This is a genomic window from Microbacterium allomyrinae, assembly GCF_020682705.1.
GTDB classification, from domain to species: Bacteria; Actinomycetota; Actinomycetes; order Actinomycetales; family Microbacteriaceae; genus Microbacterium; species Microbacterium allomyrinae.
In genome coordinates this window covers 536,262-550,353 of record NZ_JAGTTN010000001.1, presented here as the reverse complement: position 1 = coordinate 550,353, position 14,092 = coordinate 536,262, and the positions used below count along the sequence as shown (strand labels likewise).

Sequence of the window (14,092 nt, the reverse complement as noted above, 5' to 3'; positions counted from 1 at the left end):
CGTCATCGACCATGGACAGCACTTTCCTCGCCAATCTGATCTGGCTGATCAGTCTTGTCGCCCACGTGGCGGTCATCGTGATGGCGCTGATCTACATCCCGCGCGATCGCAAGCCCACGGCGGCGATGGCCTGGCTGCTGCTCATCATCCTGTTCCCCTTCTTCGGGATCGTCTTCTACCTGCTCATCGGCAACTTCGCGCTGCCGAAGAAGCGCCGCAATGAGCAGGCGCGGATCGACACGCTCATCAAAGGAAGAGCTTCGGCGGCCGGGACGATGGTGGCTGACCAGAACGACTGGCCACGATGGTTCCAGCGGATCGCGCAGCAGAATGAGGCCCTCACCGCGCTCCCGGCCATGGCCGGGAACGAGGCGGCCCTCTACGGCGAGTATCAGGCGTCCATCGACGCGATGACGGTGGAGATCGATCATGCCCAGAAATGGGTGCACGTCGAGTTCTTCATCGTGGGATGGGACGACACCACGCGCGAGTTCTTCTCGGCGATGGAACGCGCCGTCCAGCGAGGCGTTTCGGTGAAGCTGCTCGCGGATCACATCTCGTCAGGCAGGGTGGCTCACTCCAAAGAGACATTCGCAGAGCTGGACCGCATCGGAGTGAGGTGGTCGTGGATGCTGCCGGTGATGCCGTTCAAAGGCAAGTACCAGCGCCCGGACCTGCGCAACCACCGCAAGATCGTCGTCGTCGACGGTCTGGTCGCGTTCATGGGATCGCAGAATCTGATCTCGCGCGACTACGACTCCGAGAAGAACATCAAGCGAGGCTTGAAGTGGCAGGAACTGGTGACGCGCCTGACCGGGCCGGTGGTGGCGTCCGTGAACGCGGTCTTCCTCTCGGACTGGCTCATCGAGACGGACGAGGACCTCGTCGGCACCGAGCATGTTCCGGTGTCGGATCTCCCGGTGGACACCTCGCCGAATGCCCTCGTGTGTCAGGTGGTGCCTTCGGGTCCCGGGTATACGACCGAGAACAACCTGCGGCTCTTCCTCTCCCTCATCTACGGCGCCACCGAGAAGGTCATCCTGACGTCGCCATACTTCGTCCCGGACGAAGCCATGGTCTACGCGATCACCACGGCGTGCCAGCGGGGGCTGGAAGTGCCGCTGTTCGTGTCGGAGATCGGCGACCAGGGATTGGTCTACCACGCGCAGCGCTCGTACTACGACGTGCTGCTCGAGGCCGGTGTGAAGATCTTCCTCTACCCGGCGCCGTTCATCCTGCACTCCAAACACTTCTCCATCGACGACGACATCGCCGTGATCGGCTCCTCGAATATGGACATCCGCTCCTTCTCGCTGAACATGGAGATCTCGCTGCTCGTCCTTGGCGAGTCTTTCGTCGCTGCCATGCGCGAGGTCGAGCAGGGCTACCGCGACGCGGGCCGCCAGCTCACCCTCGAGGAGTGGCGCAACGAACCGGCGAAGGCGACATTCCTCGACGGCATTGCACGGCTCACCTCCGCCGTGAACTGACGCGGTGCACCCTGCGTTCGCCACAGAAGGATGCGTGCTCGGCAGACGCAGGATGTGCCAGGGAACAACGAGTTGCGATCGCGTGAAACACGGGAATCGGAGTGGCGGAGGATAGGGGATTCGAACTCCGATTTTCTGGGGTGCAAATACACCATTTTGCCGCGTAATTACGCGGTTTTCGGGCTACCGAAAACGTGGCACACCAGCATCCCCCTGCCTTTAAATGCACGGCGTGTCGCGCTCAACTGTGCCACAACTGTGCCACGGGCGGTCTGGGGTGAGCCAGCTGTGCATTATCGGCTCCGTCGCCAGATCCCGTCACGGTCGGCGTCAGAAGTGTTCTCGTCGAATTCGACGCATCAGGGCTGCTTTCGGCCGCGAACGAGTCGGGGAACGAATCTGACAAAGATCACCATGCCGAGCAATTCGATCAGCGTCTGGGTGACGACCACGACCGGCGTGAGCGCGAGGGGAGCGGGGAGCGCCAGTGCCAGAGGCAGCACGACCAGCGAGTTACGGGTCGCTCCGCTGAAGAGCAGCGCGCGCGTTGATGGGACATCCAGCCGGAACAGATATCCCGCGCCGGCGCCGACGGGAGCCATCAAGATGAGGAACGCGACAAAGATCGGTACGACGACGACGAGCTGCAGGGCTGCCGCGCCGACGGCACCTGCTTGCGAAGCGACCACAGTGAACAAGGTGGCCATCATCAAGGGAACCATCAGCCTCAGCATTGTTCTCTCAATCAGACTCCCGATGCGGTGCCGCTTGGACAGCAACTGCGTCGCCGCGGCGGCGGTCAAGGGCAACACGATGAGCAGAAGGAATGCCCTGGCGAAGGGTTCGACCTCGACCACCGCAACTCCTTCCGGCCCGATGAAAAGCAGCAGGTAGAGGGGCAGGAGGAGGATCTGGGCGAGCATAAGGAGCGGGGCTGCCGCGAGTAGGCGCTCAGATGCGCCTCCCGCTAGGCCTGCGAACACGATCACGTAGTCGATGCACGGAGTCAGCAGAACCAGCAGCACCCCGAACAGCAGTGCAGACTCATCCGCGACGAAACGTGACAAGCCGAATGCGATTGCGGGGACGACGACGAAATTAAGTGCGCCGAGCGCAGCGAGAAACCGAACATCCCGTAGCGACCTGCCGAGTGCGGCGAACGGGACACCGAGGAACGTCGCAAACAGTAGCAATGCGAGTACTGGCTCTATCGCGACCTCGAGGTGATGCGCTGCCGGAGCGAGCACACCAAGCAAGACGCCGACGAAGATCGAGGCGAGATACAGGGCAATCTGATGACGCTCAAGCCAGGAGACCAGCTGCGTCACGTGCGGAGACCGGGAGAAGAAGGCACGGTGAACAACGTAAACCTTCAAGCCACTTGAAGGTCAAGTTGTACGCGCATAGGCTCGCGGCATGCGCATCTCGGAAGTCTCCCGGCATAGCGGGCTTTCCACGACGGCGTTGCGCTACTACGAGAGCATCGGTCTTATCGCACCTGGCCGCAGCAGCAACGGCTACCGAGACTACGGTGGCGACGTCCTGAGTCGCCTCGACATCATCGAGGCCAGCAGGGAGCTGGGGCTTCCCCTGGCAGACATTGCCAAACATCTCCGATCGGTGGAGACGGAACCGTGCACGGACGTCAGAGACCACCTTCGGCCGCTCCTGGCTGAGCGCATGCGCCAGATCGATGAGAAGCGGGCGCGGCTGGACGTTCTTCGCGCCCGCCTCGACGAGGCCGACCACGGACTCGCGAGCTGCCCGGACAGCGCAGACCACTGCTCCACGGAATGCATCTTTCCGGGCGCGCAGGACCCCGGGAGGATAGCCCGCAGGTGACTTTCGCAATGCGCTGAGCGTGTTCGTGTTGTTCGCTGCCGGGGAGCTGATTGCGATGGTCGTGTTTGTCCGGCTGATCCCGCGAGTCATCCGAACCCGCGTACGCGCCACGCCCTCGGAATAGGCGACGGCGGGGCTCGTCAACAAGCTCTTCCCTAGGACTTGCAACCGGTACTCAGGTACAGGTTTACCGTGGAGTCATGTCAGAGACTTCAGCACTGAACTGGGCGCCCGCCGCGTGCACTCTCCCCACGACAGAGCGGCCGTTGCGTGTCGCAGAGTTCGATCACCTGTTCCGCACCTCGGCCCGTCAGATTCAGCGGATCTCGCCCACCCGCGCGCGGGTGGTATTCGACCCGGCAGCGGAAGCGAAGGCCCGAGATCTCGCGGCTCGAGAGTCCTCGTGTTGCACGTTCTTCGACTTCATATTCACCGACGCGGCCGACGGCCTTCGGATGGACATCACGGTCCCGGACAATCAGACAGACGTGCTGGGCGCCCTCCTCGCTATCACGAGTGACCCCGTCGATGACTGAGATGCTGCGCAGCGGAGCGGTCGCGGAACGGGTCGGTGTGAATATGCAGACTCTTCGCTACTACGAGCGACGAGGACTCTTGGCCAGACCCATCCGCTCGTCGGGTGGGCATCGCCTGTATGACGAGAGCGCTGTGGCGACCCTGCGCATCATCAAAGCCGCGCAACGGCTCGGGTTCACGCTTGACGAAGTAGCGGAACTTCTCGATACCGGCAGGCATGGTCACCCCACGCCGGACCTGCAGGCGCGGGCTGTGGCGAAGATCGCCGAGATCGACCAGAAGCTCGCCGCCCTCCACACCATCCGGGAGGGACTCGAGCAGATCGTCACCGCCCGCTGCGACAGCCTCACCGGCTGCACCTGCGCTGACTGCCCCATTCCGTACGCCGATCTTGCCCGATCAGAAGAGGCTCCCCGATGACCTTGCCCGAAACCGCCTGCCCGAGAACAGTGAGCATAGACAGCTCAGCACCAAGACGGACGAAGATCGCCGCATCGCTTGCGCTTCTCGCATGCGTCGGGTGCTGTGCGCTTCCCTACCTCATCGTGGCTGGTCTCCTCACCGGCGCCGGCGCCGCAGTACTGCAGCAGACGCTCACCGCGGTCGCGATCGGACTCGGTGTGCTCGCTCTCGGAATGTGGTGGATGTACCGCCGGCGGGCCGCCAAACGGGCTGCGGCGGCGGGCGCGAATGGCTGCGCCGACCCGACCTGCGCCTGCTGACGTACTGGCGGCGATAGGTCGACCGCAGGCTGAACTGCGAACGTGCCGAACGCGGCGGCGTGCGCGCCAAGCTCGCAGAAGAATTACGCGTCGTTGTCGATGCGCTCGTCCGTCGTTTGGCCCGGCTCTTCAGGGACCGTTTCGACCACCAGCTTGCGGCGCGAGAGGAAGACTGCGAAGAAGATCAGAGCGGCCGCCTGGATGACAGCCGTAACCACCACCAAAGCGGTCAGAGACTCCGTGTAGAGCACGCCCGCCAGGGCGCCGCCGATGGCGGCCGCGACGCCGAGGACGGCAGCGTAAACGCCATAGGCGGTCGCGCGGTAGGAAGGCGGGATGAGGTCGGCGATGGTCGCGCGCAGGGTGGATTCCTGGATGCCGAGCGCAGCACCCCAAAGCAGTGCACCGGCCGCGACCGCCCACATCGCGTCGCCGAACGCGAGCACGGGAATGACCGCACACAGCACCGGAAGCGCCAGCAGGACGCGGGGCCCGATGCGGTCGTATATCCATCCAGTTGCGAGCGCGACCAGGGCATCGACGAGCATCACCGCGGCATAGACGACGGGGACGATCGCGGGTGCAAGGATGCCGCCCTCAACCATGTGGAATGAGATGAGCCCGAAGGTGGCGAACCCTGTGACCGTTGCGGCGCTGAATCCGGCATAGATCCAGAATGCGGAGGGCAGCCGAACGCGGGTGCCCGCGGGTACGTCGTCGGGGAGGTGCGGAGTCTGCGGGCGACTCCGGGACTCGAACAGCTCGGGCTGCGGCGCTCGCGACCGCAACCAGAACAGCAAGCCGAGTGCAGCGATGCCCGGGATTGCGAGCACGGCCAGCGCTGGGCCGTACTGCACTCCGGTGAGTGCGAGCATCTCGGCCACGAGCAGCGGGCCGAGGACAGCACCGAATTGATCGATGGCCTCGTGGACCGCGAAGCCTTTGCCGCGGCCAGTCTGTGCTGTGGCGAACGACAGCATTGCATCCTTCGCTGGGGAGCGGATCGCCTTGCCCACCCGCTCGAGGATGATCAACACGGCCGCGACAGCGAGCGTCTGGGCAAAGCCGAGCGCGGGAACGGCGATCACCGTGAGCGTATATCCCGCGATGGCCCATGCCCAGAATCTGCGGCTCCGATCGGCGAGCGGACCAGACACGAGTCGCAGGAGTAATGCTGCCGCCTCCCCGATCCCCGTGACTACGCCGACGACGATCGCGGTCGCGCCGAGCACCGCCAAGATCGGTCCCGTCACCGACCTCGCGCCCTCGTAGACGATGTCCGCGAGGAGGCTGACTACGCCGAACGTGGCGACGAACCTCCACGCACCAATCCGCAGCGAATTACGCACCAACGACCCCTTGCGCCCGCGTTACGCCAACGGACGGGCTCACCCAGCCTAGCCAGCCCGGGACTCGTCGATTTGAGCCGGCCAGGCACGCAATATCTGCCAAGGTTTCAGAAATCTGGCCGGTCCTGGCTCACGTTTGTTCGTTTGCTCAGCGCCTGGCGACTCAATCCGGACCACGTGGCGAGTTGCGCCCACGAGACCTCGACAGCACGCAAAGTGCCGACCAGTTCATCGCGCTCTGTCAGCAGGGCGCGCTCGGCCCGATGCAACTTCTCGAGTTGTCGTGAGATGTCCCGCAGCCGTTTGAGCGCATCGGTGCGCCCACCCCAGACGAGCTCGAGGTTGCGGTCGGCACGCTGTGATCGCTGCGTTTCAGAGACCGCCCTTGCGCGGTCTCTGGCCGCGATGGCGGCCGCATCGTTGGCCTCCCGCTGCCGCCGATAAGCTTCCTCGCGACGTGCATTTGGCTTCGTATACTTGCTTCGCGCCATGCAACCTGGTTTACACGGCATCCCTGACATTGCAAGGAACCGGGGGCCATCCACTTAGAGTGCCTGCGTGCATTGCGCTTATTGCATTGCTATCTGGCGGTTGATCTCGTCTGGTGGTCGAGACGTAGTCAGGTGTGTTCTCGACATCGCCCTCGTAGGAGCGCGAGTCGTCGAGCATCCGGCCTTACTTCGCGCGCGTTTGAGGTCTTGTCGAGCCGCCGGACGCCGCCGGTGCGGCTGCCGCGACGGGGAAGAACGCGCGAACCAGTAACCAGCCGAGCGCGGCTCCGACCAGCTGCGCGCCGATGAATGGCAGGACGGAGGTGGGTGCAATGCCGGCGAATGTGTCGCTGAAGGCGCGACCGACAGTGATCGCGGGGTTCGCGAAGCTCGTGGAGGAGGTGAAGAAGTACGCGGCGCCGATGTAGGCGCCGACGGCCGGCGCGGCCAGGTGAGAACGGCCGGTGCGGACGAGGGCAAAGATCACCAGTACGAGACCGGCAGTCGCGACGGCTTCCGCCAGAAGATGTGGCCATGTGGCTCGGTCAGAGGTGCTCCATGCAACGGCAGGCTCGGCGAACATCAGGTTCGCAAGGATCGCGCCGGCGATGCAGCCGAGCACCTGCGCAGGGATGTACGCCGCCGTCACGGACCACCCCTTGCGGTGCAGCAGTGCGTCGACGATGGAGACCACCGGGTTGAAGTGGGCTCCGGACACTGTTTGAAAGACCAGGATCAGAACGGCCAGGCCGAGCGCTGTCGCAAACGCGTTCTCGAAGAGAGCGAGACCGGTATCGGATGGCGACAGTGTCTGCGCCGCGATGCCGGATCCGACGACGACAGCCGCGAGAAGCGCGCTGCCGAGGAACTCGCCGGCGAGGGCGCGAGTGGTGTCCGGACTCACGACGCGGTGAGGAGCTGCGATACGCGGTCGAGCGCGCCCGGAACGAGCGTGAAATATGCCCATGTTCCGCGCTTGCTGCGAGTGAGGAAGCCCGCGGCGGTCAGCACCTTCAGGTGATGTGACACCGTCGGCTGGCTCAGCCCAACCGGCTCGATCAGGTCGCACACGCACGCCTCAGAGCCTTCCGATGCCGCAACAATGGACAGCAGCCGGAGGCGAGTCGGGTCGGCGAGTGCCTTCATCGTCGTGGCGAGCTGGTCCGCTTCCGCAGCCGACAATGGCTCGCGCTGCAGGGGAGTGCAGCAGCCGCCTGCGGTGACGTCCGTCACCTCGAGCATCGTGGTCATGCATCGACAATAGTCGATATTGACAGATGTCGATAGAGCGGTGCAGAATCGGGTATCGACGTTCATCGATATTGTGTTGGAGGATGCTGTGACCTTGCTTGATCTGACGCCCCGTGCGGTGCAGAACGATCGCCTGACGACTCTGCCGGTCGCGATCATCGGTGCTGGCCCGATCGGGCTCTCCGCTGCGGCGCATCTGCTGGAGCGTGGCATCGACTTCGTGATCTTCGAGGCAGGCGACGTCGCGGCCGCGAGCGTTCGCGCGTGGGGCCACACGCGGCTGTTCTCCCCGTGGAAGCACCTGGTCGACCCCGCATCTCGGCGTTTGCTGGAGGCGCAAGGGTGGGAGCTGCCCGACCCGGAACGTGCTCCGACGGGCACCGAGCTGGTGGAGAAGTACGTTGCCCCGCTGGCTGCGCTGGAGCCGATCGCCTCCCGCCTGCGCACCGGCGTAGAGGTGCTCGGCGTCACCCGCGAGGGAATGGATCGCACCCGCACGAAGGCGCGCTTCGCCACCCCGTTCTCCCTCCGTGTCCGCACCCCCGACGAAACGATCGAGGACGTCGCCGCTCGCGCGGTGATCGACGCCTCGGGCACGTATCGGTCGCCGAATTCGCTGTCCTCGGGCGGGCTCGACCTGCTGGGGATGACTGATATCGCCGATCGGGTCACCGCCGCGCTGCCCGACGTGCTCGGCCGGGACCGCGCCCTGTTCGCCGACCGGCACGCGACCGTCGTCGGCGCCGGTCACTCCGCCGCGAACACCCTGCTGGGCCTCGTGGAGCTTGCGCGCCAAGAGCCGGGAGCGACAGTGACCTGGCTGATCCGCAACTCGCAGGCGGTGCGGGTCTCCTCCTCGGCCGATGACGAACTCGCCGACCGTGCACGGCTCGGCAGCCGGGTTGACCAGGCGGTCGCCGACGGGCGCATCACCGTCCTCGACGGGTTCGAGATCATCCGCGCCCAGCGCACCGGCGACACCGTCGAGCTCGTCGGCCATCGTCGCGGCGAGGTCGTTACGCACCTCACCGACGTCGTGGTGAACGCCACCGGCTTCCGGCCGAATCTCGACATGCTGCGCGAGATCCGCCTCGAGCTAGACGACATCGTCGAAGCTCCCAAGCGACTCGCGCCGCTGATCGACCCGAACGTCCACTCCTGCGGAACGGTCGAACCCCACGGGTTCCGCGAACTCACCCACCCGGAAAAGGGATTCTTCGTCGTCGGGATGAAGTCCTACGGACGCGCACCCACGTTCCTGCTCGCCACCGGCTACGAGCAGGTCCGCTCCGTGACTGCCTGGCTGGCGGGCGACACCACGTCGGCATCCCACGTCGAACTCGTGCTTCCCGCCACAGGGGTCTGCTCCACGGACGCGAGCGACGGAGGCGGATGCTGCTCGTGACGACGATCCGCAGCATGGTCCCGTCCGACTGGCCGGCTGTAGAGGAGATCTACCGCCACGGCATCGAGGACGGCGAAGCGACCTTCGAAACGCAGACCCCTACGTGGGAGGCGTTCGACGAAGGGAAGCTCTCCGAACCCCGGCTGGTCGCCCTTGACAAGAGTGGAGCGGCGGTGGGATGGGCGGCCGCATCACCCGTCTCGTCCCGAGCCGCATACCAAGGCGTGATCGAGCACTCTGTCTACGTCCACCGTGACGCGCGCGGCCAAGGACTGGGCCGACTCTTGCTGGATGCTTTCGTCGCCGCGGCGGATGAGGCGGGATTCTGGACGATCCAATCGAGCATCTTCCCCGAGAACACGGCGAGCCTGCGCGTGCACGAGTCAGCCGGATTCCGCGTCATCGGCACCAGAGAACGCATCGCCCGCTCGGCCCTGGGCGCACACGCGGGACAGTGGCGTGACACTGTGCTGATCGAGCGCCGCAGCAGGGTGAACGGGACGGGCTGAAAGGCGATGGATGACGCCCAACTGCGACGGCACGTCAGCGCCCCGCGTGCGTTTTTCTTGGACATCCTTCATGCTGAGGGTTCCGCCGACAGCACTCAGATCCTGCACGCCTGGATCGACCTAAGGCCTGCGATGACCGAGGCTCATCGGTGCCGACTGCCGCGGATGGTCGGGGAGATCGTGTGGCGATTGAAGAACCTCGAGTTGATCCGCGATACCGGTGGCACATACACGGTCACCGAGCTGGGTGAACGTGCGCGAGCCCAGGCCTGCGCTACGCGGTGACGGGCTAGCTCCCATGATCAGCAAATAGACTGCGGTCTATGAGTAATGGCGCGGGCCCTCGTGAGCTGACGATTCTTGGAGACCCGACCCGTGCACGAATCGTGCGGCTGATTCGCGACTCGCCCGACGGGCGCGCACTTGTCGGTCGCCTTGCCGATGCGCTCGGCCTCCGCCAGCCGACCGTCAGCCACCACATGAAGGCCCTCGCCGCCGACGGCATCGTCCTCCGACACCCCGAGGGGCGAGTCGTCTGGTATTCACTGGACCCACGCAACGCCGAGCGCGTCGATGCACTCCTCGGTCACGACGCAGCTCGACCAGAAACAGAATTGGATCTGCCACGAATCGTCGAGGACCTCGCCGAGCGTTATCGCGGCACATTCAGTGCAGAGACCGTCGAGCGCTATGTGAGCGAGAGTCACGAGCTTCTGTCCTCGGATAGTCCCACGCCGCTCCTCGGCTCCCGAATCGCCGCGTTCGCCACCCTCCGCCTCGACGCCCTCGCCCGGTCCAAAGGGACTCATCACGCCGTTCCCGAAGTGCTTTTCGTCTGCGTCGAGAACGCCGGACGATCACAACTCGCCGCCGGCATCTTGCGCCAACTCGCCGGTGATCGCGTGCTCGTCCGCACGGCCGGCTCCGCCCCCGCCGATGCCGTGCGAGCGACGATCGTCACCGCACTTGACGAGATCGGGGTCCCGCTTGGTGGCGAATTCCCCAAGCCACTCACCGACGAGGCCGTCCGCGCCGCCGATGTCGTCGTCACCATGGGGTGCGGCGACGCCTGCCCCGTCTATCCCGGTCGGCGCTATCTCGACTGGGACATCGAGGATCCCGTTGGCAAGCCACTGGATTCCATCCGCGCGATCCGCGACGACATCGATGCGCGCGTTCGTGCGCTGCTCGCCGAGCTTGTTCCTGGTTGATCGTTCACCGACCCGTAACCAAGAACCAATAGATAGTGGTCTATGCTTTCGAGTGAGGAAAGCGAGACACCATGACCGACAAGCCCACCGTCCTGTTCGTCTGCGTCCATAACGCGGGTCGTTCCCAGATGGCTGCAGGATTCCTTCGCGAGCTCGGCAGAGGCGAGATCGAGGTGCTCTCGGCGGGATCCGCGCCGAAGGACCAAATCAATCCCGTCGCGATCCGGGCGATGGCCGAAGAGGGTATCGACATCGCCGAGAACACCCCGAAGGTGCTGACTGTCGATGCGGTCAAGGAGTCCGACGTCGTCATCACGATGGGATGCGGGGATGTCTGCCCGATCTTCCCCGGTAAGCGCTACGAGGATTGGGAGCTAGACGACCCGGCCGGGCAGGATATCGAGGCCGTCCGACCGATTCGCGACGAGATCAGGCGCCGCGTCGAGGCGCTGCTCGTCGAGCTCGCACCGTCCCGGGGCTCCGCGTGAACCGCCCGAGGCACGCGCCACGGGTGCAGGCAACGCCCCTTATCGCGACAGTGCCCCTTCTTGCGGTCGCACTCTTGCTCAGCGCGTGTGCAGGAGAATCGACGGCGGCGGGGGGATCAGGGGCGGGACTCGGCGGCTCGGTCGTGACGGATGGTTCCTCCACGGTCGCTCCGTTGACGGATGCAGCGGCGGACCTTTTTGCCGGAGTCGAGCCTGACGTTGACGTCGTCATCACGATCACTGGCACGTCAGCCGGTTTCCGAGCGTTCTGCGACGGGGAAACCGACATCTCGAACGCCTCGCGGTCGATCTCGGATGAAGAGATCGCTGCGTGCGAAGCTAGCGGGGTCGAGTTCACTGAGATCGTCGTCGCGAACGACGGACTGTCTGTGATCATCAGTCCCGAGAACGACTGGGCGACAGACCTGACCGTCGAGCAGCTCGCGACCATCTGGTCTCCCGAATCTCAGGGTGAGATCACGAACTGGAATCAGGTCGACCCCGGCTTCCCCGACGAACCGCTGGTCCTGTTCGGTGCCGGCAGCGACTCGGGAACGCTCGACTACTTCACTGCCGCCATCAATGGCGAAGAAGGCGAGATCCGCGCCGACTACCGTGCGTCCGAAGACGACGATGAGACCGTGGAGGGGGTGGCGAAGGAGCTGGGTGCTCTGGGATTCCTCGGTCTGAGCTACGTGGAAGAGAATCCTGGCGTCATCGCCGCGGCATCCATCGACGGTGTCGCGCCGAGCACCGAGACGGTACAAGACGGCAGCTACACGCCGCTCAGTCGACCGCTGTTCATCTACGTCAACGACACCTCCTACGCGGACCAGCCGCAGGTGAAGGCATTCGTCGACTTCTACGTCGACAAAGCGCTGGAGATCGCTGAACGCGCACTTGTGGTGCCGCTCACCAGCGCCCAGATCACGACCGCTCAGGAAGAGCTCAAGTCACTCGACTGAGCGACAGCCCCAAGCCCAAGGAACCCCATCATGCACATCGTCGCTATCGGCGGCAGCGACGCGGGCATCTCCGCTGCGCTGCGAGCCAGAGAACTCGACCCCAGCGTTGACGTGACCGTCGTCGTCGCGGACGCCTACCCGAACTACTCCATCTGCGGCATCCCGTACTACTTCTCGGGTGACGTCCAGCCCTGGAAGTCGCTCGCCCACCGCACCCACGCCGACCTCGAAGCGACGGGCATGCGACTGCGACTGGACACCCTCGCAACCCGAATCGATGTCGCCGGCCGGCAGCTGACCGTGCAGGACGAACACGGCGAGTCCGTCATCGACTACGACGAGCTCATCGTCGGAACCGGAGCCCTGCCCGCCTACGCCGGCATCGCCGGCCTTGACCAGCTCGGACCCGACGACGGCGTACACGTCATCCATTCCATGAGCGACACTTTCGCGCTGGACACTCACCTCACCGAACGCGACCCGCGCACCGCCATCATCATCGGCGCCGGCTACGTCGGGCTCGAAATGGCGGAAGGCTTCACCGCACGAGGAATCGCCGTGACCCAACTTCAGCGCGGCGCCGAGGTGTTGTCCACGCTCGACCCGGAGCTGGCGTCTCTCGTGCATGCCGAACTCATCGAGCACGGCGTCGCCGTTCACACGAACACCACCGTGCGCGCCGTCGAGAAGACGGCGACAGGGCTCACGGTGCGAGCAGAGCACGAGGGGCAACCCGTCACCTACAGCGCGGACCTGGTCCTCGCCGTCGTGGGAGTTCGCCCCAACACGAGCCTGCTCGAGGATGCCGGCGCGACCCTCGGCGCCGGCAAGGCAATTGCCGTCGACGAACAGATGCGCACCGGCGTGCCGCACGTCTTCGCCGCCGGCGACGGCGTCGTGACCCATCACCGCCTGCTTGGTGTGACGTACCTCCCCCTGGGCACGACTGCTCACAAACAAGGCCGCACCGCAGGGGAGAACGCGCTGGGCGCTTCGGCGCGATTCGCGGGCTCTGTCGGGACTCAGGTGGTCAAAGTCTTCGACGTCGTTGCCGCACGCACCGGCCTTCGCGATCACGAAGCGGTTGCCGCGGGCTACTTGCCGGCCAGTGCGCAAACTGTTGCAGACGACCACAAGCGCTACTACCCGGGAGCGCAGCCGATCAGCATCCGCATCACCGGCGACACCGACTCCGGCCTTCTGCTCGGCGCTCAATTGGTCGGCCGGCGGGGCACAGAGACCGCCAAACGCGTCGACACCTATGCGACGGCGCTCTTCGCCGGCCTGACCGTCGACCAGATCAGCGACCTCGACCTCTCCTACACGCCCCCTCTCGGCTCGCCCTGGGATGCGGTTCAGGTCGCGACTCAGGCCTGGTCGCGAGCAAACTCCTTGATCGGAGCTCACGCATGACGACACCGCCGACCGTGCTTTTCATCTGCCAGCACAACGCGGGCCGATCGCAACTCGGAGCACACCTGCTCGGAGTCATCGCGCCAGACCAGTTCATCGCCAGCAGCGGTGGCCTGAAGCCCGCGGATGAAATCAACCCCGTCGTCGCTGAGTCGCTCCACGAAGTCGGCGCCGATACGTCGACGGCTCGCCCGCGCCTCGTCACTGCGACGGATCTCGCGACCGCCGATGTCGTAGTCACCATGAAGCCCGGCCTCCAGCTGCCAGGTCCAGTCCGAGGGCGGCTCGTCGAGTGGGCGTTTCCCAATCCTGAAGAGTGGAATCTCGAAGGCGTACGAGCCATGCGCGACGCCGTGGGTACAGAAGTCCACGGCCTTGTTGCGGAGCTTCGATCGTCGCGGTAGTCGTCGAAGCGCTGG

General features: G+C 65.1%; 17 protein-coding genes. 12 read left to right on the top strand and 5 right to left on the bottom strand.

Annotated elements, in window-relative coordinates; translation table 11 throughout:
• Window positions 1–11: 11 nt before the first annotated feature.
• A complete protein-coding gene (gene cls / locus KEC57_RS02610) occupies window positions 12–1,490 on the top strand; it encodes a cardiolipin synthase (protein ID WP_229382942.1) in 1,479 nt (492 codons plus the stop codon).
• Window positions 1,491–1,849: 359 nt separating this feature from the next.
• Here the strand turns inward: cls and KEC57_RS02605 are convergent, their stop codons facing one another.
• A complete protein-coding gene (locus KEC57_RS02605; RefSeq protein ID WP_229382941.1) occupies window positions 1,850–2,818 on the bottom strand; it encodes an arsenic resistance protein in 969 nt (322 codons plus the stop codon).
• 88 nt (window positions 2,819–2,906) lie between these two features.
• Between KEC57_RS02605 and KEC57_RS02600 the strand changes: the two genes are divergently transcribed.
• The 4 genes from KEC57_RS02600 (at window position 2,907) to merT (ending at window position 4,591) form a co-directional block, all read left to right on the top strand.
• Window positions 2,907–3,332: a MerR family transcriptional regulator gene (locus tag KEC57_RS02600; protein WP_229382940.1), complete on the top strand. Its 426-nt coding sequence runs from the start codon at window positions 2,907–2,909 to the stop codon at window positions 3,330–3,332.
• Between the two features lie 200 nt (window positions 3,333–3,532).
• Window positions 3,533–3,868, top strand: a complete 336-nt coding sequence (locus KEC57_RS02595) for a hypothetical protein (protein ID WP_229382939.1) — start codon at window positions 3,533–3,535, stop codon at window positions 3,866–3,868.
• Window positions 3,861–4,289, top strand: a complete 429-nt coding sequence (locus KEC57_RS02585; protein ID WP_276573319.1) for a MerR family transcriptional regulator — start codon at window positions 3,861–3,863, stop codon at window positions 4,287–4,289. The genes KEC57_RS02595 and KEC57_RS02585 overlap by 8 nt, the downstream gene beginning before the upstream one ends.
• Window positions 4,286–4,591, top strand: a complete 306-nt coding sequence (merT, locus tag KEC57_RS19270; RefSeq protein WP_504753834.1) for a mercuric ion transporter MerT — start codon at window positions 4,286–4,288, stop codon at window positions 4,589–4,591. The genes KEC57_RS02585 and merT overlap by 4 nt, the downstream gene beginning before the upstream one ends.
• Before the next feature lie 83 nt (window positions 4,592–4,674).
• Here merT and KEC57_RS02575 read toward each other — a convergent pair whose 3' ends face one another.
• The 4 genes from KEC57_RS02575 to KEC57_RS02560 form a co-directional block, all read right to left on the bottom strand.
• Window positions 4,675–5,940 (bottom strand): MFS transporter, encoded by a 1,266-nt coding sequence (locus KEC57_RS02575; RefSeq protein ID WP_229382937.1) that lies wholly within the window; start codon window positions 5,938–5,940, stop codon window positions 4,675–4,677.
• 107 nt (window positions 5,941–6,047) lie between these two features.
• Window positions 6,048–6,431 carry a hypothetical protein gene (locus KEC57_RS02570; RefSeq protein WP_229382936.1) on the bottom strand — a complete coding sequence of 128 codons (384 nt, stop codon included), beginning with the start codon at window positions 6,429–6,431 and terminating at the stop codon, window positions 6,048–6,050.
• A gap of 184 nt (window positions 6,432–6,615) precedes the next feature.
• On the bottom strand, window positions 6,616–7,398 hold the full coding sequence (locus KEC57_RS02565; RefSeq protein ID WP_372456937.1) for an aquaporin: 783 nt from the start codon (window positions 7,396–7,398) through the stop codon (window positions 6,616–6,618).
• Window positions 7,332–7,682: an ArsR/SmtB family transcription factor gene (locus KEC57_RS02560; RefSeq protein ID WP_229383675.1), complete on the bottom strand. Its 351-nt coding sequence runs from the start codon at window positions 7,680–7,682 to the stop codon at window positions 7,332–7,334. Before KEC57_RS02560 ends, KEC57_RS02565 begins: the two co-directional genes overlap by 67 nt.
• A gap of 88 nt (window positions 7,683–7,770) precedes the next feature.
• Between KEC57_RS02560 and KEC57_RS02555 the strand changes: the two genes are divergently transcribed.
• From KEC57_RS02555 to KEC57_RS02525, 7 genes are all read left to right on the top strand, one after another.
• Window positions 7,771–9,087: an FAD-dependent oxidoreductase gene (locus tag KEC57_RS02555; RefSeq protein WP_229382934.1), complete on the top strand. Its 1,317-nt coding sequence runs from the start codon at window positions 7,771–7,773 to the stop codon at window positions 9,085–9,087.
• On the top strand, window positions 9,075–9,596 hold the full coding sequence (locus KEC57_RS02550; RefSeq protein ID WP_229382933.1) for a GNAT family N-acetyltransferase: 522 nt from the start codon (window positions 9,075–9,077) through the stop codon (window positions 9,594–9,596). The genes KEC57_RS02555 and KEC57_RS02550 overlap by 13 nt, the downstream gene beginning before the upstream one ends.
• 323 nt (window positions 9,597–9,919) lie before the next feature.
• Window positions 9,920–10,807: a metalloregulator ArsR/SmtB family transcription factor gene (locus tag KEC57_RS02545; protein WP_229382932.1), complete on the top strand. Its 888-nt coding sequence runs from the start codon at window positions 9,920–9,922 to the stop codon at window positions 10,805–10,807.
• A gap of 71 nt (window positions 10,808–10,878) precedes the next feature.
• Window positions 10,879–11,295, top strand: a complete 417-nt coding sequence (locus tag KEC57_RS02540) for an arsenate reductase ArsC (RefSeq protein ID WP_229382931.1) — start codon at window positions 10,879–10,881, stop codon at window positions 11,293–11,295.
• Window positions 11,292–12,260, top strand: coding sequence for a PstS family phosphate ABC transporter substrate-binding protein (locus tag KEC57_RS02535; RefSeq protein WP_308187560.1), 969 nt, complete (start codon window positions 11,292–11,294; stop codon window positions 12,258–12,260). The genes KEC57_RS02540 and KEC57_RS02535 overlap by 4 nt, the downstream gene beginning before the upstream one ends.
• Window positions 12,261–12,290: 30 nt before the next feature.
• Window positions 12,291–13,673, top strand: coding sequence for an FAD-dependent oxidoreductase (locus tag KEC57_RS02530; protein WP_229382929.1), 1,383 nt, complete (start codon window positions 12,291–12,293; stop codon window positions 13,671–13,673).
• The gene (locus KEC57_RS02525) at window positions 13,670–14,077 is read left to right on the top strand and encodes an arsenate-mycothiol transferase ArsC (RefSeq protein ID WP_229382928.1); all 408 of its coding nucleotides are present in this window, start codon (window positions 13,670–13,672) and stop codon (window positions 14,075–14,077) included. Before KEC57_RS02530 ends, KEC57_RS02525 begins: the two co-directional genes overlap by 4 nt.
• Window positions 14,078–14,092: the final 15 nt, after the last annotated feature.

Excerpts from the sequence above, each read along its gene's own strand:
- KEC57_RS02560 (WP_229383675.1), bottom strand. The coding sequence starts at position 7,682 with ATGACCACGATGCTCGAGGTGACGGACGTCACCGCAGGCGGCTGCTGC.
- KEC57_RS02570 (WP_229382936.1), bottom strand. The coding sequence starts at position 6,431 with ATGGCGCGAAGCAAGTATACGAAGCCAAATGCACGTCGCGAGGAAGCT.
- KEC57_RS02565 (WP_372456937.1), bottom strand. The coding sequence starts at position 7,398 with ATGGGCATATTTCACGCTCGTTCCGGGCGCGCTCGACCGCGTATCGCA.
- KEC57_RS02545 (WP_229382932.1), top strand. The coding sequence starts at position 9,920 with ATGAGTAATGGCGCGGGCCCTCGTGAGCTGACGATTCTTGGAGACCCG.
- KEC57_RS02530 (WP_229382929.1), top strand. The coding sequence starts at position 12,291 with ATGCACATCGTCGCTATCGGCGGCAGCGACGCGGGCATCTCCGCTGCG.
- KEC57_RS02540 (WP_229382931.1), top strand. The coding sequence starts at position 10,879 with ATGACCGACAAGCCCACCGTCCTGTTCGTCTGCGTCCATAACGCGGGT.
- KEC57_RS02600 (WP_229382940.1), top strand. The coding sequence starts at position 2,907 with ATGCGCATCTCGGAAGTCTCCCGGCATAGCGGGCTTTCCACGACGGCG.
- KEC57_RS02595 (WP_229382939.1), top strand. The coding sequence starts at position 3,533 with ATGTCAGAGACTTCAGCACTGAACTGGGCGCCCGCCGCGTGCACTCTC.
- merT (WP_504753834.1), top strand. The coding sequence starts at position 4,286 with ATGACCTTGCCCGAAACCGCCTGCCCGAGAACAGTGAGCATAGACAGC.
- KEC57_RS02550 (WP_229382933.1), top strand. The coding sequence starts at position 9,075 with ATGCTGCTCGTGACGACGATCCGCAGCATGGTCCCGTCCGACTGGCCG.
- cls (WP_229382942.1), top strand. The coding sequence starts at position 12 with ATGGACAGCACTTTCCTCGCCAATCTGATCTGGCTGATCAGTCTTGTC.
- KEC57_RS02585 (WP_276573319.1), top strand. The coding sequence starts at position 3,861 with ATGACTGAGATGCTGCGCAGCGGAGCGGTCGCGGAACGGGTCGGTGTG.
- KEC57_RS02525 (WP_229382928.1), top strand. The coding sequence starts at position 13,670 with ATGACGACACCGCCGACCGTGCTTTTCATCTGCCAGCACAACGCGGGC.